The 22,041-nt window shown below is 58.6% G+C and carries 27 protein-coding genes; 18 read left to right on the top strand and 9 right to left on the bottom strand.

The annotated features are described in order from the left end of the window. Nucleotide 1: 1 nt before the first annotated feature. Together ACWKV5_RS19315 and ACWKV5_RS19310 are read left to right on the top strand one after the other, a co-directional pair. Nucleotides 2–265: a bacteriocin immunity protein gene (locus ACWKV5_RS19315; RefSeq protein ID WP_483842583.1), complete on the top strand. Its 264-nt coding sequence runs from the start codon at nucleotides 2–4 to the stop codon at nucleotides 263–265. Between the two features lie 213 nt (nucleotides 266–478). Then, complete coding sequence (locus tag ACWKV5_RS19310) at nucleotides 479–1,246, top strand: N-acetylmuramoyl-L-alanine amidase (protein ID WP_483842582.1); 768 nt, start codon at nucleotides 479–481, stop codon at nucleotides 1,244–1,246. 65 nt (nucleotides 1,247–1,311) lie between these two features. On the opposite strand, the gene ACWKV5_RS19305 is transcribed toward ACWKV5_RS19310, so the two are convergent. From ACWKV5_RS19305 to ACWKV5_RS19290, 4 genes are all read right to left on the bottom strand, one after another. After that, nucleotides 1,312–2,223 carry an SDR family oxidoreductase gene (locus ACWKV5_RS19305; protein ID WP_059181601.1) on the bottom strand — a complete coding sequence of 304 codons (912 nt, stop codon included), beginning with the start codon at nucleotides 2,221–2,223 and terminating at the stop codon, nucleotides 1,312–1,314. Nucleotides 2,224–2,334: 111 nt separating this feature from the next. Further along, nucleotides 2,335–3,237 (bottom strand): alpha/beta fold hydrolase, encoded by a 903-nt coding sequence (locus ACWKV5_RS19300; protein ID WP_483842581.1) that lies wholly within the window; start codon nucleotides 3,235–3,237, stop codon nucleotides 2,335–2,337. Next, entirely contained in the window at nucleotides 3,237–4,019 is a 783-nt protein-coding gene (locus ACWKV5_RS19295; RefSeq protein ID WP_483842580.1) for a class II aldolase/adducin family protein, read from the bottom strand. Before ACWKV5_RS19295 ends, ACWKV5_RS19300 begins: the two co-directional genes overlap by 1 nt. Nucleotides 4,020–4,218: 199 nt before the next feature. Next, nucleotides 4,219–4,677: a flavodoxin gene (locus ACWKV5_RS19290; protein WP_483842579.1), complete on the bottom strand. Its 459-nt coding sequence runs from the start codon at nucleotides 4,675–4,677 to the stop codon at nucleotides 4,219–4,221. Nucleotides 4,678–4,778: 101 nt separating this feature from the next. On the opposite strand from ACWKV5_RS19290, the gene ACWKV5_RS19285 reads away from it, so the two are divergent. Further along, complete coding sequence (locus tag ACWKV5_RS19285; protein WP_483842578.1) at nucleotides 4,779–5,255, top strand: PAS domain-containing protein; 477 nt, start codon at nucleotides 4,779–4,781, stop codon at nucleotides 5,253–5,255. Nucleotides 5,256–5,309: 54 nt separating this feature from the next. Beyond that, on the top strand, nucleotides 5,310–5,915 hold the full coding sequence (locus ACWKV5_RS19280) for a hypothetical protein (protein WP_483842577.1): 606 nt from the start codon (nucleotides 5,310–5,312) through the stop codon (nucleotides 5,913–5,915). A 3-nt stretch (nucleotides 5,916–5,918) separates the two neighbouring features. Here the strand turns inward: ACWKV5_RS19280 and ACWKV5_RS19275 are convergent, their stop codons facing one another. Further along, nucleotides 5,919–6,878: a MerR family transcriptional regulator gene (locus tag ACWKV5_RS19275; RefSeq protein WP_483842576.1), complete on the bottom strand. Its 960-nt coding sequence runs from the start codon at nucleotides 6,876–6,878 to the stop codon at nucleotides 5,919–5,921. A gap of 211 nt (nucleotides 6,879–7,089) precedes the next feature. Between ACWKV5_RS19275 and ACWKV5_RS19270 the strand changes: the two genes are divergently transcribed. The 11 genes from ACWKV5_RS19270 (at nucleotide 7,090) to ACWKV5_RS19220 (ending at nucleotide 15,768) form a co-directional block, all read left to right on the top strand. Next, complete coding sequence (locus tag ACWKV5_RS19270) at nucleotides 7,090–7,659, top strand: antibiotic biosynthesis monooxygenase (protein WP_483842575.1); 570 nt, start codon at nucleotides 7,090–7,092, stop codon at nucleotides 7,657–7,659. Nucleotides 7,660–7,730: 71 nt separating this feature from the next. Continuing rightward, nucleotides 7,731–8,441 carry a dihydromonapterin reductase gene (gene folM, locus ACWKV5_RS19265; protein WP_483842574.1) on the top strand — a complete coding sequence of 237 codons (711 nt, stop codon included), beginning with the start codon at nucleotides 7,731–7,733 and terminating at the stop codon, nucleotides 8,439–8,441. Between the two features lie 21 nt (nucleotides 8,442–8,462). Continuing rightward, entirely contained in the window at nucleotides 8,463–9,041 is a 579-nt protein-coding gene (gene folE, locus ACWKV5_RS19260; RefSeq protein ID WP_483842573.1) for a GTP cyclohydrolase I FolE, read from the top strand. Further along, complete coding sequence (folX, locus tag ACWKV5_RS19255; protein WP_483842572.1) at nucleotides 9,041–9,412, top strand: dihydroneopterin triphosphate 2'-epimerase; 372 nt, start codon at nucleotides 9,041–9,043, stop codon at nucleotides 9,410–9,412. The genes folE and folX overlap by 1 nt, the downstream gene beginning before the upstream one ends. 67 nt (nucleotides 9,413–9,479) lie before the next feature. Next, nucleotides 9,480–9,776: a DUF1244 domain-containing protein gene (locus ACWKV5_RS19250; protein ID WP_007944633.1), complete on the top strand. Its 297-nt coding sequence runs from the start codon at nucleotides 9,480–9,482 to the stop codon at nucleotides 9,774–9,776. After that, the gene (locus ACWKV5_RS19245) at nucleotides 9,769–10,107 is read left to right on the top strand and encodes a HopJ type III effector protein (RefSeq protein WP_483842571.1); all 339 of its coding nucleotides are present in this window, start codon (nucleotides 9,769–9,771) and stop codon (nucleotides 10,105–10,107) included. Before ACWKV5_RS19250 ends, ACWKV5_RS19245 begins: the two co-directional genes overlap by 8 nt. 278 nt (nucleotides 10,108–10,385) lie before the next feature. Further along, nucleotides 10,386–11,636, top strand: coding sequence for a 2-aminoadipate transaminase (locus ACWKV5_RS19240; RefSeq protein ID WP_483842570.1), 1,251 nt, complete (start codon nucleotides 10,386–10,388; stop codon nucleotides 11,634–11,636). A 128-nt stretch (nucleotides 11,637–11,764) separates the two neighbouring features. Beyond that, nucleotides 11,765–12,739, top strand: a complete 975-nt coding sequence (locus tag ACWKV5_RS19235; protein ID WP_027924560.1) for an amino acid ABC transporter permease — start codon at nucleotides 11,765–11,767, stop codon at nucleotides 12,737–12,739. 6 nt (nucleotides 12,740–12,745) lie between these two features. Further along, nucleotides 12,746–13,537 (top strand): amino acid ABC transporter ATP-binding protein, encoded by a 792-nt coding sequence (locus ACWKV5_RS19230; RefSeq protein WP_483842569.1) that lies wholly within the window; start codon nucleotides 12,746–12,748, stop codon nucleotides 13,535–13,537. A 47-nt stretch (nucleotides 13,538–13,584) separates the two neighbouring features. Continuing rightward, entirely contained in the window at nucleotides 13,585–14,418 is an 834-nt protein-coding gene (locus ACWKV5_RS19225; RefSeq protein WP_027924558.1) for a transporter substrate-binding domain-containing protein, read from the top strand. Nucleotides 14,419–14,484: 66 nt separating this feature from the next. Next, nucleotides 14,485–15,768, top strand: a complete 1,284-nt coding sequence (locus ACWKV5_RS19220) for an NAD(P)/FAD-dependent oxidoreductase (RefSeq protein WP_483842568.1) — start codon at nucleotides 14,485–14,487, stop codon at nucleotides 15,766–15,768. Nucleotides 15,769–15,942: 174 nt separating this feature from the next. Here the strand turns inward: ACWKV5_RS19220 and trxB are convergent, their stop codons facing one another. Continuing rightward, nucleotides 15,943–16,905, bottom strand: a complete 963-nt coding sequence (gene trxB, locus ACWKV5_RS19215; RefSeq protein WP_140666732.1) for a thioredoxin-disulfide reductase — start codon at nucleotides 16,903–16,905, stop codon at nucleotides 15,943–15,945. Nucleotides 16,906–17,218: 313 nt separating this feature from the next. On the opposite strand from trxB, the gene cysZ reads away from it, so the two are divergent. Together cysZ and ACWKV5_RS19205 are read left to right on the top strand one after the other, a co-directional pair. Next, nucleotides 17,219–17,971 carry a sulfate transporter CysZ gene (gene cysZ / locus ACWKV5_RS19210; protein WP_123435330.1) on the top strand — a complete coding sequence of 251 codons (753 nt, stop codon included), beginning with the start codon at nucleotides 17,219–17,221 and terminating at the stop codon, nucleotides 17,969–17,971. 40 nt (nucleotides 17,972–18,011) lie between these two features. Beyond that, nucleotides 18,012–19,211, top strand: coding sequence for a glycosyltransferase family 4 protein (locus ACWKV5_RS19205; RefSeq protein WP_483842567.1), 1,200 nt, complete (start codon nucleotides 18,012–18,014; stop codon nucleotides 19,209–19,211). 117 nt (nucleotides 19,212–19,328) lie between these two features. Here the strand turns inward: ACWKV5_RS19205 and ACWKV5_RS19200 are convergent, their stop codons facing one another. The 3 genes from ACWKV5_RS19200 to ACWKV5_RS19190 all read right to left on the bottom strand — a co-directional run bounded on the left by ACWKV5_RS19200 (nucleotide 19,329) and on the right by ACWKV5_RS19190 (nucleotide 21,679). Beyond that, on the bottom strand, nucleotides 19,329–20,432 hold the full coding sequence (locus ACWKV5_RS19200) for an NADH:flavin oxidoreductase (protein WP_483842566.1): 1,104 nt from the start codon (nucleotides 20,430–20,432) through the stop codon (nucleotides 19,329–19,331). A 156-nt stretch (nucleotides 20,433–20,588) separates the two neighbouring features. Further along, nucleotides 20,589–21,071 (bottom strand): glutathione peroxidase, encoded by a 483-nt coding sequence (locus ACWKV5_RS19195; protein WP_483842565.1) that lies wholly within the window; start codon nucleotides 21,069–21,071, stop codon nucleotides 20,589–20,591. A 122-nt stretch (nucleotides 21,072–21,193) separates the two neighbouring features. Next, on the bottom strand, nucleotides 21,194–21,679 hold the full coding sequence (locus tag ACWKV5_RS19190; protein WP_140666744.1) for an FKBP-type peptidyl-prolyl cis-trans isomerase: 486 nt from the start codon (nucleotides 21,677–21,679) through the stop codon (nucleotides 21,194–21,196). Between ACWKV5_RS19190 and ACWKV5_RS19185 the strand changes: the two genes are divergently transcribed. Continuing rightward, nucleotides 21,648–21,986 (top strand): DUF3565 domain-containing protein, encoded by a 339-nt coding sequence (locus ACWKV5_RS19185; RefSeq protein WP_483842564.1) that lies wholly within the window; start codon nucleotides 21,648–21,650, stop codon nucleotides 21,984–21,986. The genes ACWKV5_RS19190 and ACWKV5_RS19185 overlap by 32 nt on opposite strands. The last annotated feature ends 55 nt before the right edge of the window (nucleotides 21,987–22,041 follow it).

Raw genomic sequence — 22,041 nt, 5'->3', positions numbered from 1 at the left:
AATGACTTTTAAAGATAAATTTGAAGAATATACAGAATCCGAATTTATGAGCCTTATAAACCGATTAGTTGAAGGCGATTACTCATCGGAGAAAGAACACGACGCGATCGTCGACAATATCGTAAGTACTTCAGAGCACCCCAACGGAACTGGAATTTTGTACTATCCAGAGCCGGGTGTTGAGGACAGTCCAACCGGCGTTATGAAAGCCATAAAACAATGGCGAGCCGCCAACGGCAAACCCGGCTTCAAAATAGAAGAATAGAAAATAAAACAGTGGAGCAGGCATACGTGCCTGACTCCACTTCCAAATCTCTAACTCCACCCCCCAGACTCCCACTACTTACACATCTTTCGGAAAGCGACTACAAGCTTCTGTAAACACACAAAGCGCCCCACGCATTAAGGTTAATGACAGCTCAGCCACTAACTCTCATTACGTGCTGACTTCAACTTAATTAACCACGAGCCGTTTTTCATGAAACCCATCATCTACAACAAACTCCACGCCACCCAGAGTTCCAACAGCCGAGTACGCTTTCTGATCTTCCACTACACGGCCGGCAACTTCTCCAGTTCGGTCAATGCATTGACCGGCCCGAATGTCAGCGCCCACTATTTGGTTCCGGACATTACCGATCCGAGCTACTTGAACGCCGGTTACACCGGGCAAGAAGTCTTCAGCCTCGTAGACGAAACCAAACGCGCCTGGCACGCGGGCGTCAGTCAGTGGGGTAACCGCAGCAATCTGAATGACACCTCTATCGGTGTCGAAATCGTTAACCTGGCGACGTTCAGCCAAGGGGTGTTCAATTTCCCGCCGTATCAGCCAGAACAAATTGCCGCGATTGAACAACTGGCGCTGAACATCCTTGAGCGCTATCCGGATATCAGTCCGACCCATGTCCTGGGCCACTCTGACGTTGCGGTCGGCCGCAAGAGCGACCCGGGGCCCAAATTTCCCTGGCATGCCCTGTATTTGAAAGGCATTGGTGCCTGGTTCGACGACGCCACCCGTGATGCCTATCTGCAGCAATACAGTGAAACCGGCACTCCAGCCCGAACCGAATTACTCAAACTGTTCAAAACCTATGGGTATGACGTTTCAAATGCGTCTACCGATCAAGGTTTCACGCAACTGGTTCGAACCTTTCAGTTGCACTTCCGCCCTGAAACATACGATGGAATCATGGATGCGCAAACGGCGGCGAATCTGGCCGCATTGGTTCGCAAGTATTTTCCTTGATAACCGTTGCAGCCCAGAACACTAAGCACCAGCAAGGTCATCAACTGTGACCTTGCCGGCCTCCATCAAAGCGAATACTTCTGCAAATTCCCCATCATTTCCTTCAGCGCTTCAATATTGTCCTTCGGATGCGCCGCGCCCTCGAAATCACAAATCTGCTCCCACTGCGCCGCTACATCCTCCGGCGAGAATCCCACCCGTGGATCGAACCCGGCGCCCAGGCTACGCTCCCAGCGCACCTTGCCCATCCAGCCGCCGCCGACTTCGAACAGCCCGGAAGTCTCCTTGCAGTTTTCACTGGCCAGATACACCACCAGCGGGCTGACCAGTTCCGGTTTGAGTTGTTCGAACACTTGCGGCGGGATCAGGCCTTCGGTCATGCGCGTGCCGCCAGTCGGTGCGATGGCATTGACCAGAATGTTGTTCTTGCGGCCTTCGATGGCGAGGGTGCGCGTCAGGCCATAGAGGCCGAGTTTGGCCATGCCGTAGTTGGACTGGCCGAAGTTGCCGTAGATGCCGGAGGTCGAAGCGGTGAAGATGACGCGGCCATAGTTTTGCTCGCGCATGTGCGGCCAGGCAGCGCGGGTGACTTTGTAGGCGCCTTCGACGTGGACGCGGTAAACCAGGTCCCAATCGGCGTCGTCCATTTTGTGGAAGGTCTTGTCGCGCAGAATTCCGGCGTTGTTGACCACTACATCGACACGGCCGAAAACATCGAGCGCGTGCTGGACGATTTTGTCGCCGTCGGTGACGGAATCATGGTTGGCTTCGGCAATGCCGCCGGCCTCACGAATCTCGGCCACTACGCGGTCTGCTGCGGACGCGTTGGCGCCCTCGCCTTGCGCCGACCCGCCGAGATCGTTAACGAGCACTTTGGCGCCCTGCTTGGCGAACAGCAGCGCATGTGCCCGGCCCAGGCCGCCGCCTGCACCGGTGACGATCACGACTTTATCTTCGAAGCGCACAGACTCATTCATGGGAGGAACTCCAGCAGGCCAGGGACAATAAGCCCGAGTGTCAGGCACGGCGCTGCTGGTCACAATGAACAGGGGTGAGGCTGAATGGTGCCCGATAAGGCAGGGGGATAATCAGGAGTACGCGAACTTGCGCGGCGGCAAAATCAGCCGATCGCGAAACTCCAGGTAATGCTTGAGCACCTGCACCGGGGCTTCGGTCTGTGGGTAATGGCCAATCTCGGCCAGCAGGACCGTGTCCGGGTTGGGAATCAGCTCACGATAGCGCGCGACCATATGTGCACCGGAGATCGGATCGACCTCGCCATCAATCACGCGCAACGGCACTTCTGCGCGCTGCATGGCACCCACCCAACGCTCGCGATGAACCCGCCTCTCAGGGATATAGGTGATGAGCTTGTGCATGATTCGTGGGCCATGGTTGCTGTCGACCAGCCCCCAGAAATCATCCATTTCACTTTCAGTCGGTCGGGTCATCCGCCCGAAAATCTGCCGAAAGCTCTTCACCAGCGCGTCACGTGTGAAGGCGCGGCCAATCATCCAGCCCAAGGGGCTGAGCAGCAGTTTTTGCGCGAGCAGCGGACGATGGGTTTCGGGAAACAGGCCACCGTTGAGGAACACACAACTGGCCAGGTGAACGCGGGTTTCGTAATGCCGGGCCAACAGTTCCTGCGCCACGCTGTCGCCATAGTCGTGAGCCAGTACGTGCACCGGTTGCGTGACACTCAAATGCGCCAGCAACGCCTGTTGCAAGTCGGCCTGTTCGAGCAGGCTGTATTCGTGGTCCACCGGTTTGGCAGAGTCGCCGAAACCGAGCATGTCGCAGGCAATCACCCGATAGCGCTGTGCCAGTGGTTGCCACAGGTAATGCCAGTCCCAACTGGCGGTCGGAAAGCCATGGATGAGCAACAGCGGCTCACCTTGCCCGGCCGTCCAATAGCGAATGGTCTGGCCACGGAATACGAACGTCTGGCCGCGTTTGCGCCAGACACACAGGGGGATCTCGGCGAGTGGCATTAGAGTTTATAACCCGGGTCTTGTTGATCGAGTTTGCGTAGCAGCGCCGGCCAGGCCAGCGCGCCACCCATCCCTTGAGCGCTTTTCGTCACGCCGGCGATCATCGCCTTGGCGCCCGCCAGAATCTGCGGTTCGATGGCGATCAATTCGGCGCCGCCATTCTGTGCCAGCACCTGGATATCGCAGGCGCGCTGGAAGGTAAACATCATCAGAAACGTATCGGCGATGGTGCCGCCACAGGTCAGCAGACCGTGGTTGTGCAGCATCAGGAAATTGTTTTCACCGAGATCGGCTTGCAGGCGTGCCTTTTCTTCATGGTTCAGCGCCACGCCTTCATACGCGTGGTAAGCCAGGCTGGACAGGACAAACAGGGATTGCTGGCTGATCGGCAGAATGCCCTGCTTTTGCGCCGAGACCGCAACACCTGCGGCGGTGTGGGTGTGCAACACGCAAACCACATCGTGACGAACCTCATGCACGGCACTGTGAATGGTGTAACCCGCCGGGTTGATCTCGTAAGGACTGTCCATCAGCTTGTTGCCGGCCTGATCGACCTTGACCAGGCTTGACGCGGTGATTTCGTGAAACATCAGCCCGAACGGGTTGATCAGAAAATCTTCGGTGCCCGGCACCTTGGCCGAAATGTGCGTAAAGATCAGATCGTCCCAACCATGCGCGGCGACCAAACGATAACAAGCCGCCAGATCGACGCGAGTTTGCCACTCGGCGGCACTGACCTGACCTTTGATGCTGTGGGGCGACTGGACGGGAGCAACATTCACGGCAAGACCTCCTGTTCTTATTGTTGTGCTGTCGTCACAGCAGTCTAGTCAGCCCCCAGTCTTCGTGTAGTTGCATTGGCAGCCAGCTTGATGGCCTAGCGAGTCAGTGACGCAATGAGCCTGGATCCATGTCAAAGGACCGACGCCAGTAACCCTGTAGCGCACAGATTCAGCGATCTCGTCAGAAGTATGACGAGCTTCATCTCCCGCGCAAAACGCTGACCAATTCTGCCAGCCAGGGCTCGGCATCGGTTTCCGGGGTCACCGTTTCGCTGGCGTCCAGGCGCAGCATCGGCAGAACTTCACGCAGCCCCAGCTCACCGAACAGTTCGCGCATTTGCTCGCCGCCGCCACAGAAAGTATCGCCGTAGCTCGCATCGCCCAGGGCGATGACCGCTCCCGGCAGACCGCGCCAGGCGGCGGGCAACTGATCGCGAATCATCGAATACAACGGTTGCAGGTTGTCCGGCAATTCACCCATGCCGGTGGTCGACGTCACCGCCAGAAACGCTTGCGGTTCGAACGCCAGGACATCGGCCAGTGACGCGCGCGGGTTGTGCAGGGTTTCAAAACCGGCGGCATTCAAAATACTTGCGGCGTGACGGGCGACTTCTTCAGCCGTGCCGTACACCGAGCCGGAAATAATGGCGACTTTCATCAATCTGATCCTGGAACTGAGTGAAAGACCGGATATTAACAGCAGGACCTGCATTGTTCTTTTAGAATGCAACACACCATCAAACCGGAAAGGACTCTCCGATGATCAATGCTCAACTGCTGCAAATGGTGATCAACGCTTCCAACGACGGCATCGTGATTGCCGAAAAGGAAGGCGAGCTGGACAACATCCTGATTTACGTCAACCCGGCGTTCGAACGACTCACGGGTTACACCAGCGAAGAAATCCTCTATCAGGATTGTCGTTTCTTGCAGTCCGGCGACCGCGATCAGGAAGCGCTTCCAACCATACGCGACGCGTTGGACAAGGAAGGATCCTGCCGGGAAATCCTCAGGAACTACCGCAAGGACGGCACGCCTTTCTGGAATGAACTCTCGCTGTCGACGGTGAAAAACCCGAGCGACGGGCAGACTTACTTCGTCGGCGTGCAAAAGGACGTCACCATTCAAGTCAAAGCGCAGCAGCGCGTTGTGCAACTGGAAACCCAGTTGGCCGAAGCGCTTGCTGAACTATCTGCGCTGAAAGCGACGAACGGCGCAAACAAAACTGCGAATTAAGTGTCATTAACTACAATCACCAATGACTTTGTAACTATATCTTTCGAGCAAGCCATGCAGCGCGACGCACTCCTCACTCAGGATGAGCTGGATTTCATCCAGACCATGCAACACAACCCGCAGCTCAATGTGCGGGATGCGACGTCGAGCCTGCTCGTCAACGGTGGTTCGCAGATACGTGATTTGCTCACGCGCCTCGCCGCTCATGAGCAAGTCACCATCCAGGCCAATTTCGAAAACCAGCAAATGACCTTCCCCCTGCACCTGGTGGAAGATGAATTTCATGCGCTGCATTTGCGTCTGGGTGTGCCAAGCATTTACGAAGACGGACCGATGGTTCGTCCTTGGCGCCTGGTTCTGGAAGAGCCGGTGGCGCTGGAGAATGCCAAAGGCCAACCAGGCACAATGTTTGTGCATGAAGTGTCGTGCAAAGGGGTTTTGCTGGAAGTGCGTAACAAGACCAAGCCACCCAAGCATTTTGCCTTGTGGTTCAGCCCCTCAGGCTATGAACGGATTGCATTGCGCGGCAGCTTTGAGCGTGAAACCGAACAGGGTTTTTACGCCTACGAATTGAGTCAGTCTGACAAGGACGAAACCGAACGTCTGCGCCAGTACATCCTTCAGCAACATCGCCTGACACACCCCGCCCTACATATCTGAAACTCAGGTATCCAGATTTCCCGCCAGGAACTGTTTCAGACGCTGGCGCATCACCGTTCCCTCATTCCCCAGACAACCGATCGACGAACCGGCCAGGCTTTCCTGAGCCAGTTCCGACGCATCACCGGCGAGCAACAACTGACAATCCAGACTCATGGCCAGGCGATTCAGCCGCCGAGGCAATTCTGCGGTCGGCGCGTGATTGGACACCAACACCAAGGCCTGGGGTTTGACCCGTTCACAGATCAGAGTCAACTCATCGAAGGGCTGACCAATCGCCAGCAACTGAATCGCCGAATCGACACTGCTCAAGTACAGCGCGGTGACCAGGACTTCCAGTTCACGGGCTTGGTCGGCCAAGCCACAGACGATGATTCGACGCGGTTGCATGACACGCACCAGCAGCAGCCGCTGCAGCACTCGAGAACGTAAAAAGCCGTCCAGAAATAGCCATTTGCTCGTCAGGCCGAAGGCTTCATAGTGCTGCAGCAATCGCTTCCAGACCGGCAGCAATATGTCCTCAAAGACCACTGAGAGCGGATAGCTGGAGAAGATCTGCCCATAAACCTGCTCCAGCCGAACCTCGTCAAAGGCCTTCACCGCGGCCACGACTTGTTCCTGCCATTGCTCGTAATCAGCGTGAACGAGTTCGTTGGGAATGATCTGCGCCAGCGCCTTGAGCGGCTCGATCTTGGCCAGGATCTTGCCAACCTTGCTGACCGCGACACCGCGCTCGATCCAGCCAAGGATGCTGCGAACGCGCTCGATATCGGCCATCGAGTACAAGCGATGCCCACTTTCAGTGCGCGTGGGCTGGATCAGACCGTAACGCCGCTCCCAGGCACGCAGCGTAACCGGGTTGATACCCGTCAGCCGTGCCACCTCGCGAATAGGAAACAGATCTTCGCGATCGACGGAAAGATTTGCCTTGGAAGCAGAAGGAACGTCAGTCAGGACAGGCATTGGGCAATGTACGTCCGTCGCACAAAAATTGGATCCCATTCTAACTCCTATGCCCCATTACTGTTCAACACCTGTTATCGACGAAAGTCGCTGGTATATCAGTCAATTTCAGGAATAATCCTTGCTTGTCTCAAGTCGCAGCCCACCACCCCGGAGCTGTGCCTGGCGAAACGCCTACCCGGTGTAACGCAAACGTCTACGGAGATACATGATGTCTACCTCACCCGTCACGCTGATGGTTGCACGCCGCGTTGCCGAAGGGCGCTATCAAGACCTGATGGCCTGGTTGCGCGAAGGCGAACAGTTGGCTACCGATTTTCCCGGTTATCTCGGCTCTGGTGTGCTCGCTCCGCCGCCCGACGATGACGAATTCCAGATTATTTTCCGCTTTGCCGATGAGCAGACCATGCACGCCTGGGAACACTCAGCGTCGCGCACTGCGTGGCTGGCGCGTGGCATTGACCTGTTCGCCCACAAGACGGAACATCGCGTCAGCGGCATCGAAGGCTGGTTCGGCGCGGTCGGTCAGCGCCCGCCACGCTGGAAACAGGCCGTGGCGATCTGGCTGGCGTTCTTTCCGGTGTCCCTGTTGTTCAACTTTATCCTGGGGCCTTTGCTGAACGAAGTGAGCCTGCTGCCACGGGTGCTTGTCAGCACGCTGTGCCTGACGCCGTTGATGGTCTACTTCTTCATTCCCTTGTCGACCCGTCTGCTGGCCAACTGGCTGAACAGCACACCGGCACGGCCATTGACCGTCCAGCCTTCCACGCAGAACCGCTAAGCCGTCACCAACCTAGGTACACGCCTCCCGTCGCTGGTATAGTTTTGCTCTTACCGCGACGCGAGCCGTTCATGACCTCTTCCGCAGCCCCCATCCTCATCACCGGTGCCGGCCAGCGTGTCGGACTGCATTGTGCGCAGCGTTTGATTGAAGACGGCCATCGGGTGATCTTCAGCTACCGCAGCGAGCGCCCCGGCGTCCAGGCATTGCGCGATCTGGGCGCTATCGCAGTGTTTGCCGACTTTTCCACTGAAGCCGGGATCCTGGCGTTCATTGCCGATCTGAAATCTCACACCGACAGCCTGCGGGCGATTGTCCACAACGCCTCCGAATGGCTGAGCGAAACGCCGGACAACGACGCTGCAGCCTTCACCCGCATGTTCAGCGTGCACATGCTTGCGCCCTACCTGATCAACCTGCACTGTGCCGACTTGCTGCAACGCTCTCACCCGGCGGACATTGTGCACATCAGCGATGACGTGACGCGCAAGGGCAGCAGCCGGCACATCGGTTACTGCGCCAGCAAAGCCGGGCTCGACAGCCTGACGCTGTCCTTCGCTGCGAAATACGCGCCGACAATCAAGGTCAACGGTATCGCGCCGGCCCTGCTAATGTTCAACCCCGAGGACGACGCGGCTTACCGCGCCAAGGCGCTGGCCAAGTCCGCGCTGGGCATCGAACCTGGCAGCGAAGTGATCTACCAGAGCCTGCGCTACTTGCTCGACAACCCCTATGTCACCGGCACCACCCTGACCGTCAATGGCGGAAGGCACATCAAATAAGATGCCCCGCGAGGATGCTCCATGACGCTGATCCTGCCCCAGAACGCGCTGTCCCAAAGCTACCGCGAGATCCTCATCGGACTCGGTGAAAACCCGGATCGCGAAGGCCTGATCGACACCCCGGCGCGCGCGGCCAAAGCCATGCAGTACCTCTGCCATGGCTACGAACAAAGTGTCGAAGAGATCGTCAACGGCGCGCTCTTCGCCTCTGACAACGATGAAATGGTCATCGTCGACAACATCGAGCTGTACTCGCTCTGCGAACATCACCTGCTGCCCTTCATCGGCAAGGCCCATGTGGCTTATATTCCAACGGGCAAGGTGCTGGGCCTGTCGAAAATTGCGCGACTGGTGGACATGTTCGCCCGTCGCCTGCAAATCCAGGAAAACCTCACCCGGCAAATCGCCGACGCGGTGCAACAGGTGACCGGCGCGGCAGGCGTCGCGGTGGTCATCGAAGCCAAACACATGTGCATGATGATGCGCGGTGTCGAGAAACAGAATTCAACCATGAACACCTCGGTGATGCTCGGCGCCTTCCGCGAGTCGAGCAACACCCGTCAGGAGTTCCTGCAATTGATTGGACGGAGCACGTCGTAATGCCACAACTTCAACCAGGCATGGCACGCATCCGGGTCAAGGACCTGTGCCTGCGGACCTACATCGGAATCAACGAGGATGAAATCCTCAACAAGCAGGATGTGCTGATCAACCTGAGCATCCTGTATGCGGCCCAGGAAGCGGTGCGCGATAACGACATCGATCACGCGCTGAACTACCGGACCATCACCAAGGCAATCATCGCCCACGTTGAAGGCAATCGATTTGCGCTGCTGGAACGCCTGACCCAGGAAATCCTCGATCTTGTCATGGCCAACACGTCGGTGCTGTACGCCGAGGTGGAAGTCGATAAACCTCACGCCCTGCGATTCGCCGAATCGGTGTCGATTACCCTGGCGGCGAGCCGCTGACCGCGTCTGGCGCATTGTTCGCCAGACTTTTATCATCCGCGCACGATTCGACCGCACAGAGCCCGCCATGACCGATCAACAACGCCTGGAACTTGAAGCCGCCGCCTTTCGCCGGCTGGTGGCCCATCTGGACAGCCGCAAGGATGTGCAGAACATCGACCTGATGAACCTCTCCGGTTTCTGCCGCAACTGCCTGTCCAAGTGGTACAAGGCCGCTGCCGACGAACGCCAGATCGACGTCAGCCTCGATGACGCCCGCGAAGTGGTTTACGGCATGCCGTACGCCGAATGGAAAGCCCAATACCAGCAAGAAGCCAGCGCCGAACAACAGGCGGCGTTCGCCAAAGGAAAACCCAATGAGTGATTTGGACACCCTGCGCGCCAGCCTCAAGAGCGGCGAGCACGTCTTTGCCGACACACTGGCCTTCATCGCCGCCGGTTACGACTATCAACCCCAGGCCTTCAACAACGGCGGCGTAGAAAACGCGGCCGGTCAGAATGAAGGTTCGTGCAAGACCCTGGGTCTGGCGCTGCTGGAAGGCCTGAGCGATGAAGAAGCGCTGTTGGCATTTGGCGAGCATTACCGCTCGGTGGTGGCAACGCCTGAAGGCAGCGATCACGGCAATATCCGCGCGCTGATTGCTCATGGATTGGCCGGTGTGAAGTTCGCGCAACAACCGCTCACTCGTCGCTGATCAAAGCCTACACAACACCTCACAAGCGACACTGAACCTGTGGCGAGGGAGCTTGCTCCCGTTGGGCCGCGAAGCGACCCTGCTTAACTTAAAAAGCAGGGGACCGCTGCGCAGTCCAGCGGGAGCAAGCTCCCTCGCCACAATTGCGTTTCGCTAGCCCCCTCGTCAGGCAACATCCCGACTTTTAAGATTGACCCGGCCACTTTATTTCGTTTGCCCCAAACCGCTGCTCACGGCTTAGATAAAAAGAAGCATCCCTTCTTCAGAGTCGGTCATCCATGAGCAGCGAATCCATCAGCCGGTCGATCAACATCGTTCATCCTGTCACACTCAGCCACGGCAAAAATGCCGAGGTCTGGGACACCGATGGCAAACGCTACATCGACTTCGTCGGTGGCATCGGCGTGCTGAACCTCGGCCATTGCCACCCGCGCATCGTCGACGCCATTCGCGAACAAGCCACCCGCCTGACCCACTACGCGTTCAACGCCGCCCCGCATGTGCCCTACCTCGAACTGATGGAGCGCCTGACCGCGTTCATGCCGGTGGATTACCCGGTCAGCGGCATGCTCACCAACAGCGGCGCGGAAGCGGCGGAAAACGCCCTGAAGATCGTCCGTGGCGCCACTGGCCGCACTGCCGTGATCGCCTTCGACGGCGCCTTCCACGGGCGCACCCTCGCCACCCTCAACCTCAACGGCAAGGTCGCCCCCTACAAACAGAAAGTCGGCGTGCTACCCGGCCCGGTGTTTCACTTGCCCTACCCGAGCAAGGATAACGGCGTAACCTGCGCTGAAGCGCTGAAGGCCATGGACCGACTGTTCAGCGTCGAAATCGACGTTGAAGACGTGGCCTGTTTCATCGTTGAACCGGTGCAGGGTGAAGCGGGCTTCCTCGCGATGGACGTGGAGTTCGCCCAAGCACTTCGTAAGTTCTGCGATGAAAAGAACATCCTGCTGATTGCCGATGAAATCCAGTCTGGCTTCGGCCGCACCGGCGAGCGCTTTGCGTTTTCGCGACTGGGCATTGAGCCGGATTTGATCCTGCTGGGTAAAAGCATTGCCGGCGGCGTGCCGCTGGGTGCGGTGGTCGGGCGCAAGGCGTTGCTCGACACGTTGCCCAAGGGCGGTCTGGGCGGCACTTACTCGGGCAATCCCATCGCCTGCGCCGCCGGTTTGGCGACGCTGGATGAAATGACGGATGCCAACCTGCAAGCCTGGGGCACACAGCAGGAGGAAGCGATCGTCAGCCGCTACCAAGCCTGGCGCGACAGCAAACTTTCTCCGTATCTGGGGCGTTTGACCGGCGTTGGCGCGATGCGCGGCATCGAGTTGGCCCATGCCGATGGCACACCGGCGCCGGCCCAGTTGACGCAACTGCTGGCACTGGCTCGAGAGGCAGGCCTGCTGCTGATGCCCAGCGGCAAGTCGCGCCACATCATCCGCCTGCTGGCGCCATTGACCACCGAAGCCTCGGTGCTGGAGGAAGGGCTCGACATCCTTGAGGCATGCCTCGCGAAACTATCCTGATTGCAAAATGAGCTCAGGGACTGACATAGCGAATTATGGTCGCTTGTTGTCCCTGAATTCGCGTCGCAATACTGCCCAAAGCCCCCTTTACCCAGCGAGATCGTCACCACCTACAAACTGAGGCAGTTATGTATCACGACAATATAATTTATAAGAAAAAGTCTAACGATCCTCAATTCCTGCTCGGCGTAGCCGTGGTGCTGTTTCTCGGCTCCTACCTGATGAACCTGGGTAACAGCGCACTCAGTCACTTTCTGCAACCGCTGCTGGGCAATGCCCCGGACAGCCTGACCGCTCGCAACATTGCCATTGGCCTGGGCATCGCCGCACTGGGCACACTGAACTTCCATGTGCTCGGGCGCTTGAAGTTCAAGGTACAAACCACGGTGGTGTGGGTCGAGTTGCTGATTCTGTTTCTGGCATTCTTCGACACCTTCGACCTCTCCTACAGTTTCATTCTCGACAAGGTCGGTTTCCTGATCATCCAGGGCGCCGCAACCACCTTGTACATCTCTGCCGTGGCCATTGTGATCGCGTTTGTCCTGGCATTGATCGGCGCGGTGGCGAAGCTGTCGAACAACGGCCTGGCCAATGCGCTCGCTTCGTTCTACACCTCGTTCTTTCGCGGCGTGCCGCTGCTGATCCAGATCTACCTGATTTACCTGGGCCTGCCGCAACTGGGCTATGTGGTTGACGCAGTGCCGGCCGGCATCCTTGCGCTGTCGCTGTGCTACGGCGCCTACATGACCGAAATTTTCCGCGCCGGTATCCAGAGCATTCCGGTCGGTCAGTGGGAAGCATCACGAGCGCTGAATATCAGCCCGTTCAAAACCCTCAGCCGCGTGATCATGCCCCAGGCCTTGCGGGTGATCATTCCACCGACCGGTAACCAATTCATCGCCATGCTCAAGGACAGTTCGCTGGTGTCGGTGATCGGCGTCTGGGAACTGATGTACCTGGCCAAGACCCAGGGCCGTGCCGACTTCCGCCACCTGGAGATGCTGATTACTGCGGCGATGATTTACTGGGCGCTGTCGTTCATTCTCGAACGGGTGCAGGCGCGCATCGAAAAACGGGTCAACCGTTCCACGGCAAGGGGCTGATACGTGATGACTCGAACCAATACCGCTGAACAACTCGACCCGGCCGTGACTGCACAGCCCGGCCCTTCGATGATTTCGATCACGGGCCTGAACAAGTGGTACGGCAATTTTCACGCCTTGCGCGATGTCGACCTGACTGTCGCCACCGGGGAAATTCTGGTGGTATGCGGACCGTCGGGCTCTGGCAAGTCGACGATGATTCGCTGCATCAACCACCTGGAAAATTTCCAGAAAGGCCACATCCAGGTCAACGGCATCACCCTCACCAGCGAAGCGGAAAGTGTCAGCGCCGTGCGCAGCGAAATCGGCATGGTGTTTCAGAGCTTCAATCTGTTCCCGCACTTGAGTGTGATCGACAACCTGACCCTGGCCCCGCAACTGGTGCAAGGCGTGTCGTCTGCCGAGGCGAAAAAGCGCGCACAGGTTTACCTCGAACGGGTGCGCATTGCCGAACACGCGCACAAGTATCCGTCGCAACTGTCCGGCGGTCAGCAGCAACGCGTGGCGATTGCGCGGGCGCTGTGCATGAATCCGAAAGTGATGCTGTTCGACGAACCGACCTCCGCGCTGGACCCGGAAATGGTCCATGAAGTGCTGGACGTCATGAGCGAACTGGCCACCGACGGCATGACCATGATCTGCGTGACCCACGAAATGGGCTTCGCCAGCAAGGTCGCTGACCGGGTGCTCTTTATGGATCAGGGCCAGGTCATCGAACAAGCCACCCCGGCCGAGTTTTTCAACAACCCGCAGACCGAACGCGCGCAGAAATTCCTGTCGCAAATCATCGGTCACTGAGAAGCGCTTTACCCCCCGCATAACAATAACGAAAAGTGGAGATGGACATGCTCAGTAGAAAACGCGCAATCACCCTCGCAGCCTCCCTGTCACTGTTGTTTGTTGGCGTTGCCAATGCCGGAGCCGTGCTGGACAAGATCCAGAGCAGCAAGACGATGACCGTCGCCACCTCGGCCACCTGGCCACCCCAGGGGTTTATCAATGACAAAAACGAAATCGACGGTTTTGACATTGATGTTTCGAAAGAGATCGCCAAGCGTCTCGGCGTCGAGGCCAAATTCATCACACCCGACTGGGACGTGATCACCGCCGGCAAGTGGAATGGCCGATGGGACGTGTCTGTGGGCTCGATGACCGCGACCAAAAGTCGTGCGCGGATTCTCGATTTCCCGGGGACCTATTACTACGTTCCCTATGTGTTTGCCGTGCACAACAAATCCACGGTCACCGACCACAAAGCCCTCAATGGCAAAACCATCGGCGTCGAAGGCGGCACCACGTCCGAGGATTACTTCAGCCAGGCGCTGGCCATCGAAACCACTGACGTGCCGCCAGTCGTCTACGACGTCAAAACCGAGAAAATGAAAACTTACTCCGGCTCCGTCGGCCCACTCGACGATCTGCGCCTGGGCGACGGTACCCGACTGGACGCCATCCTCACGCAACGCAGCACGCTGGATGCAGCCGTCAAGAAGGGTTATCCGTTGCGCGCCGTTGACAACGGCGTGGTGTTCTACGAACCGTTGGCCGTTGCCACCGACAAGGGTGACCCGGAGTTGAAGGCCAAGCTGGGCGAAATCATCGGCGAAATGCACAAGGACGGCACGCTGACCAAGCTGTCGGACAAGTGGTACGGCGTCGACTACTCGACCATCAAGTAAACGCCCCCCTTCTGTGGGAGCGAGCCTGCTCGCTCCCACAGAGAACCGACTCTTCAAGGATTGACCATGTCCTTCCCAAACACCTGGTATTCCCAGACCTCGCTGCCTCGCCCGGCGAGGTCCGAATTGAACACGGACGAAACCTGCGACGTGTGCATCATCGGTGCCGGCATCGCCGGCCTCACCGCGGCCCTTGAGCTGACCCGTCGCGGCAAGCGCGTGATCATCCTCGAAGGCCATCAGGTCGCTTGGGGCGCGTCGGGCCGCAATGGCGGCGTGGTCTCGCCGGGCTGGGCGGAAGGGTCTGGAGCGATTCGCAAAAAACTTGGGCTGGAGCACGCCAAGGCGCTGTTCCAGATGTCGGTCGAAGGCGTAGAGATTGTCCGCCGCAATATTGCTGAATTGGCCCTGAGCGGTTGCACGCCGTCGGCGGGCACAATTCGGGTCAAGCGCTACGACGACGGTGCAGGTGTGAAAAACCACATTGACGCCATGCGCCGCGATTTCGGGTACGAACTCAACTTTCTCGACACCGCGCAGGTCCGCGAACGGGCACACACGTTGCGCTATTTCCAGGGCGTCGAAGACCCGAACGCCCTGCATTTCCACCCGCTCAATTATTGCCTGGGCCTGGCCCTGGCCATCGAAACGGCGGGAGGCAGGATTTTCGAGCAATCGAAGATGCTCGCCTGGCACCGCGAAGGCAGCGACAAAATCATCAAGACCGCGCACGGCACTGTGTGCTGCAAGGACCTGGTGTTCTGCGCCGGCGGTTATGGCGGCCCCGAGTTGCAAAAACTCAGCCGCGCATACCTGCCCATCGCCACCTACGTGGTGTTGACCGAACACCTGGGCGACACGATCAAAAACGTCCTCGACTCCGGCGCGGCTTTTTCCGATGACCGTCGCGCGTCTGACTACTACCGCATCGTCGAAGGCGACCGACTGCTGTGGGGCGGACGCATTACCACCCGTAACGAACAGAATGAACAGGCCCTGGCAGCCATGCTCAAGGCCGACATGGTGTCGGTCTACCCGCAACTGGCACCGGTAAAAATTGAATTGGCCTGGTCCGGTCTGATGGGTTACTCCACCAATAAAATGCCGAACCTGGGGTTATTGGAGCCGGGTGTTTGGGCCTGTACTTCATTTGGCGGTCACGGTCTGAATACCGGCTCGATTGGTGGACGGGTGATTGCCGAGGCCGTGTGCGGGGAAACGAAGCGGTATGAGTTGTTCAAGCCGTATTTGCTGGACTGGAATGGCGGGCCGTTCGGGCGGGTGGCCGCCAATGCGATCTATCAATCGCTGAAGGTGATGGACTTCGTTCAGGAGCGACTCAGGGGCTGAGGGCGCAACACTTCCCCTGTGGGAGCGAGCCTGCTCGCGAAAGCGACTTATCATTCAACATTGATGTCGACTGACACACCGCTTTCGCGAGCAGGCTCGCTCCCACGAGGTTGATCGGATATTTGTGTGGGCACAAAAAAACCGGCCGAGACCGGTTTTTTCATTTCAACGATCTCAGAACTTGGCGTTCTGCAGGTCGTCCAGGTAACGCTCGGTGTCCAGCGCAGCCATGCAGCCAGCGCCGGCCGAGGTGATCGCCTGACGGTAAACGTGGTCAGCCACGTCACCGGCGGCAAAGATACCTTCGACGCTGGTCGCCGTGGCGTTGCCTTCACGGCCGCCCTGCACCACCAGGTAGCCATCTTTCAGCGTCAGCTGACCTTCGAACAACGAGGTGTTCGGGGTGTGGCCGATGGCAATGAACACGCCGTCGACTTTCAGCTCGTCGAAGCTGCCGTCGTTGTTCTTCAGGCGAGCACCGGTCACGCCCATGTTGTCGCCCAGGACTTCGTCCAGGTTCGAGTTCAGTTTCAGCTCGATCTTGCCTTCGGCAACCCGGGCATTGAGCTTGTCGATCAGGATCTTCTCGGCGCGGAAGGTTTCGCGACGGTGGATCAGGGTCACCTTGCTGGCGATGTTGGCCAGGTACAGGGCTTCTTCAACCGCGGTGTTGCCGCCGCCGACCACAGCCACTGGCTTGTTGCGATAGAAGAAACCGTCGCAGGTCGCGCAGGCCGACACGCCTTTGCCCATGAACGCTTCTTCGGACGGCAGGCCCAGGTAACGAGCGCTGGCGCCGGTCGCGATGATCAGCGCGTCGCAGGTGTACTTCGCGCTGTCGCCGATCAGGGTGTACGGCTTGGAAGCAAAGTCCACGGCATTGATGTGATCGAAAACGATCTCGGTCTCAAAACGCTCGGCGTGCTCTTTCATACGCTCCATCAACGCCGGGCCGGTCAGGCCGTGGACGTCGCCCGGCCAGTTGTCGACTTCGGTGGTGGTGGTCAGTTGACCGCCGGCTTGCATGCCGGTGATCAGCAGCGGCTTGAGGTTGGCACGGGCGGCATAGACCGCAGCGCTGTAACCGGCAGGGCCGGAACCGAGAATAATCACTCGCGAATGACGGACTTCAGACATGACCTGCTCCTGTTGACCGGCCCTGAACACCGGGCGCGGAACGCCGGATTGCCGGCGGGAATAAAAAAGGACCGTGGTTGACCTTGGGGAAGGCTTGAGTACGACAGTCCTGCAAAAAGATTGGGTGCAGCGTATCGAGGGGGCGAAGATTAAGGAAATACGGTTTAACAATCCAGCTCATAGGTGGTCTCTATCCGACCACGGCGACTATAAAGGCGTCTTTGTTACAGTGAATGTCGATACCGCCGCCGCGCTTTCCCCCTTTCGGCAAAGCCGGTAAGGTCGGCGCGTTTACCTCTGCCCGGAGCACGTTATGCCCGCACCCGTCCTGTCCGGACCGCAATACCTGCGCGAAGGCCTCAAGTTGGTCCTTAGTCCCAGCCTGCGTTTATTCGTGTTGTTGCCGCTGGCCATCAACCTGGTGCTGTTCGTCGGATTGATTTACCTGGCCGGCCATCAATTCAGCCTGTGGGTCGATACGCTGATGCCCACCCTGCCCGACTGGCTGAGTTTTCTCAGCTACATCCTCTGGCCGATTTTCGTGGTGCTGGTGGTGTTGATGGTGTTTTTCACCTTCACCATGCTCGCCAACGTAATCGCCGCGCCCTTCAACGGCTTCCTCGCAGAAAAAGTCGAAGTGGTGGTGCGCGGCACCGACGATTTCCCGTCCTTCAGCTGGGGCGAATTGATCGCCATGGTCCCGCGCACCCTGTCCCGGGAGATGCGCAAACTCGGCTACTTCCTGCCCCGGGCGATCGGGCTTTTCATCCTGTCCTTCATCCCGGTGGTCAACATCATCGCCGCGCCGCTGTGGCTGCTGTTCGGGGTATGGATGATGGCGATCCAGTACATCGACTACCCGGCGGACAACCACAAGCTGGGCTGGAACGAAATGCTCGCCTGGCTGCGGCAGAAACGCTGGCAGAGCATGAGCTTTGGCGGCAGCGTGTATCTGGTGCTGTTGATCCCGGTGGTGAACATTCTGATGATGCCGGCCGCCGTGGCCGGGGCGACGCTGTTCTGGGTGCGTGAGCGCGGCGCGGAAAATCTGGTGGCCCAGCGCTGATCAGGTCATAAATCCATCATCAAAGCGCCACAATGACGACATGGCCTCAGACGACACTGAGGTCATGACGACAGCTCTGCATATCACTCTGATCACTGAAACATTCCCTCCGGAAATCAACGGCGTGGCCAATACCCTTGGCCGTTTGTGCGACGGTTTGCGCGCGCGCGGGCATCAGGTGGAATTGGTCCGGCCACGCCAACTTAGTGATCAGCAAATGAGCAGTGACGATGATTTGCTGTTGTGTCGCGGCTGGCCGCTGCCGGGCTATCCCGGCTTGCAATGGGGCCAGTCGTCGATGCACAAGTTGCTCAGGCGCTGGACCCGGCATCGCCCGGACGTGCTGTACATCGCCACTGAAGGGCCGCTGGGTTTGTCTGCGTTGCGTGCGGCACGGCGGCTGGGGATTTCGGTGGTCAGCGGCTTTCACACCAACTTTCAGCAGTACTCCAGCCAATACGGGCTGGGGTTACTGACGCGAATGCTGACTCACTACCTGCGCTGGTTCCACAACCGTTCGACCCTGACCCTGGTCCCGAGCCCCAGCCAGCGCATGGAGCTTGAGCGTCGCAGCTTCGAACGCCTGGCCTTGCTCTCCCGGGGGGTCGACAGCCAATTGTTTCATCCGAGCAAAAGGCTGGCATCGCTGCGCGAACAGTGGGGACTGGCCGAGAATGACATCGCGATCATTCATGTCGGACGCTTGGCCCCGGAGAAAAACCTCGGCTTGCTCAAGCGCAGTTTCCACGCACTGAAGGCCACTTATCCACGGCGCAACCTGCGTTTGATCGTGATTGGTGACGGCCCACAACGAGCAGTGCTGGAGCAGGAACTGCCCGAGGCGGTTTTCTGCGGTTCGCAACGCGGCGAAGCGTTGGCCAGTCACTACGCATCCGGTGATGTGTTCCTGTTTCCGAGCATGACCGAAACCTTTGGCAACGTGGTGCTTGAAGCATTGGCCTCGGGGTTGGGGGTGGTTGCTTATGATCAGGCGGCCGCTGCTCAACATATCCGTCATGGCTATAACGGCGTACTGGCGATGCCGGGGGATGAAGAGGCGTTCTGTGAGGCGGCAGCGTGGCTGCTGGAAGCGCGCGAGACCTTGCGCTGTGTGCGCCTGAATGCGCGCCAGCATGCGAGCCGGCAGGGTTGGGCGGCGATTATCGAGCAGTTCGAAGGGCAGTTGCGGGGGGCTTGTGTGGGGGAGTTGGTGGTTCCTGGGGCCCAGACCTTATCCTGACTGTTTGGCAACCTTGAATCCGTCTTCGCGAGCAGGCTCGCTTCCACAAGGGTTCTGCGTCGTGCATAAAACCTGTGGGAGCGAGCCTGCTCGCGAAGAGGCCCTTCCAGTCGCCGCTTAAACCAAGGTCATCAACGCCTCACGGCTAAACGGCAGGATGTCTTCTTCACGCCCGTCACGCACCTTCTGCGCCCAGTCCGGATCAACCAGCAACGCACGACCCACAGCCACCAGATCGAATTCGTCGTTGTTCAAGCGCTCCAGCAGTTTCTCCAGGCTCGCCGGTTGGGCGATCTTGTCGGTGTTGACCATGAACTGCAGGAACTCGCCATCCAGGCCAACGCTGCCCACGGTGATGGTCGGCTTGCCCGTCAGTTTGCGAGTCCAGCCGGCCAGGTTTAGCTCGGAACCGTCGAATTCCGGCTCCCAGAAACGGCGCGTCGAGCAGTGGAAAATGTCCACGCCAGCGTCGGACAGCGGCTTGAGGAACTCGCCCAGCGCTTCCGGTGTTTGCACCAGTCGTGCGGTGTAATCCTGCTGCTTCCACTGCGAGAAACGGAAGATGATCGGGAAGCCTTCGCCGACCGCGGCACGCACGGCTTGAATCAGTTCGATAGCGAAACGTGAACGGTTGGCCAGATCGCCACCGTATTCGTCGGTGCGCTGGTTGCTGCCTTCCCAGAAAAACTGGTCGACCAGATAGCCGTGGGCGCCATGGATTTCCACGCCGTCCATGCCAATGCTCTGGGCATCCTTGGCGGCTTGGGCGAATGCGGCGATCACGTCCTGGATATCCTGTTTGGTCATGCCGTGAACCACGACCTGACCGTCCTTCAGTTTTTCCGACGGGCCGTAACCCGGCACACTCGCATCCGGCTCAGTGCCGATACGACGCACGCTACCGACATGCCACAGCTGTGGAACGATCTTGCCGCCTTCGGCATGCACCGCGTCGACGACTTTCTTCCAGCCGGCCAGCGCGGCGTCACCGTAGAAATGCGGCACGTTCGGGTAGCCGTTCGACGCCTTGTGACCGACGGTGGTGCCTTCGGTGATGATCAAGCCCACGCCTGCGGCGGCGCGACGACGGTAGTACTCGATCACTTTGGAATTAGGCACGCCACCCGGCGAAAACGAGCGGGTCATCGGCGCCATGACGACGCGGGTCGGCAGTTCGAGGGTGCCGAGGTGGAACGGTTTGAACAGGGCTTTAACGGGCATGGGGCACTCCACGAAAACGATATCGACGGGATGGAATTTTATGACAGCGATAATATGCGCAGTTCAAAGCGAAGCCCAGCACTATTGATCTGGGTGATTAAGGGTCAAAAGGCAGGCATAAAAAATCGCAGCCCGAGGGCTGCGATTTTTTGGGGTTCAGCTCAGTGCTTTTTCAATCGCATGCACGATCGTCGGATCATCCGGCGCCGTACGCGGGGAAAACCGCGCCAGCACACGACCGTCCTTGCCCAGCAGGAATTTTTCGAAGTTCCAGGTAATGTCACCCGGGAATTCCGCTCCCTCGCCCGCCAGCAGGCGATACAGCTGATGACGCTCATGACCGTTGACTTCCAGCTTGCTGGACAACGGAAAGGTCACGCCATAGTTGAGGCTGCAAAACTCCTGGATTTCCTGCTCGGAACCCGGCTCCTGCCCGGCAAACTGGTTGCAAGGCAAGCCGAGCACGCTGAAACCTTTACCTTTGTATTGCTGGTAGAGGTTTTCCAGCGCCGCGTACTGTGGGGTCAAGCCACATTTGGAGGCGACATTGACCACCAGCACGACGTGCCCCTTGAAGGGCGCCAGCGGTAGCTCCTGACCATCCAGGCCTGTCAACTTAAGGTCGTGAAAAGCACTCATGACGAACTCCAAATTCCCGTGTTTTTCTCGAAACAGCCACGTGGCGATGCCGCCAGGGACAGCCGCCGACTAAAAAGGCGCCCTCGGGCGCCTCTCCAGTTCTCTGAGCTTAGCGCAGAAAATCAGTGGTGATGGCCACCTTCGCCATGGACGTGACCATGAGCGATTTCTTCCTGGCTGGCGTCACGGATGTCGATGATCTTGACCTGGAAATTCAGGCGCTGACCGGCCAACGGGTGGTTGCCGTCGACGGTGACTTCGTCGCCGTCCAGATCGCGAATGGTGACGATCTGCATCTGGCCATCCGGAGCGGAAGCGTGGAACTGCATGCCCACTTCCAGTTCGTCGACGCCTTCGAACATGCTGCGGCTCAGGGTGCTGACCAGTTCGGCAGCGTACTCGCCGTAAGCATCTTCAGGTTCAACGGCTACGGTCAGCTCGTCGCCGACAGCTTTGCCTTCCAGCGCCTTTTCCAGGCCCGGGATGATGTTACCTGCGCCTTGCAGGTAGACCAGCGGCGCGCCACCGGCGGAGCTGTCGATGACCTCACCAGCGTCGTTGGTCAGGGTATAGTCGATGGAGACAGCCTTATTGGCGGCGATCAGCATGGGGCGAGACCTTTTGCATAAGAATGAAGAAAGGCCAAGTTTAGCGAAGCCATCGCCCGAAAGCGAACACAACCCGGACGGAAGGTTGGCGACGCCAGGCGCAACGGTCACCGGTTTCCATCAGGATGCGGACGGGCACTGGGTGGCCGAGCTATCCTGCGGCCACACCCAGCACCTGCGCCACCAGCCACCGTGGCAATCACGCGCCTGGGTCCTGGACGCCGCGAAACGTATTGAAAAAATAGGCCAGCCCTTTGACTGCGGTTGGTGCGCACAAGGCCCGGTTAGCGATAACCTTGGCGACTGAATTTCGGTAGATCGTCAGGTATAAACGATCGCCTTTGCCATGCTCCCTTAGAGAA

It is taken from the genome of Pseudomonas oplopanacis (genome assembly GCF_057128725.1).
Note: the sequence above shows the minus strand (reverse complement) of the source record. Positions and strands in the feature narration are given on the sequence as shown.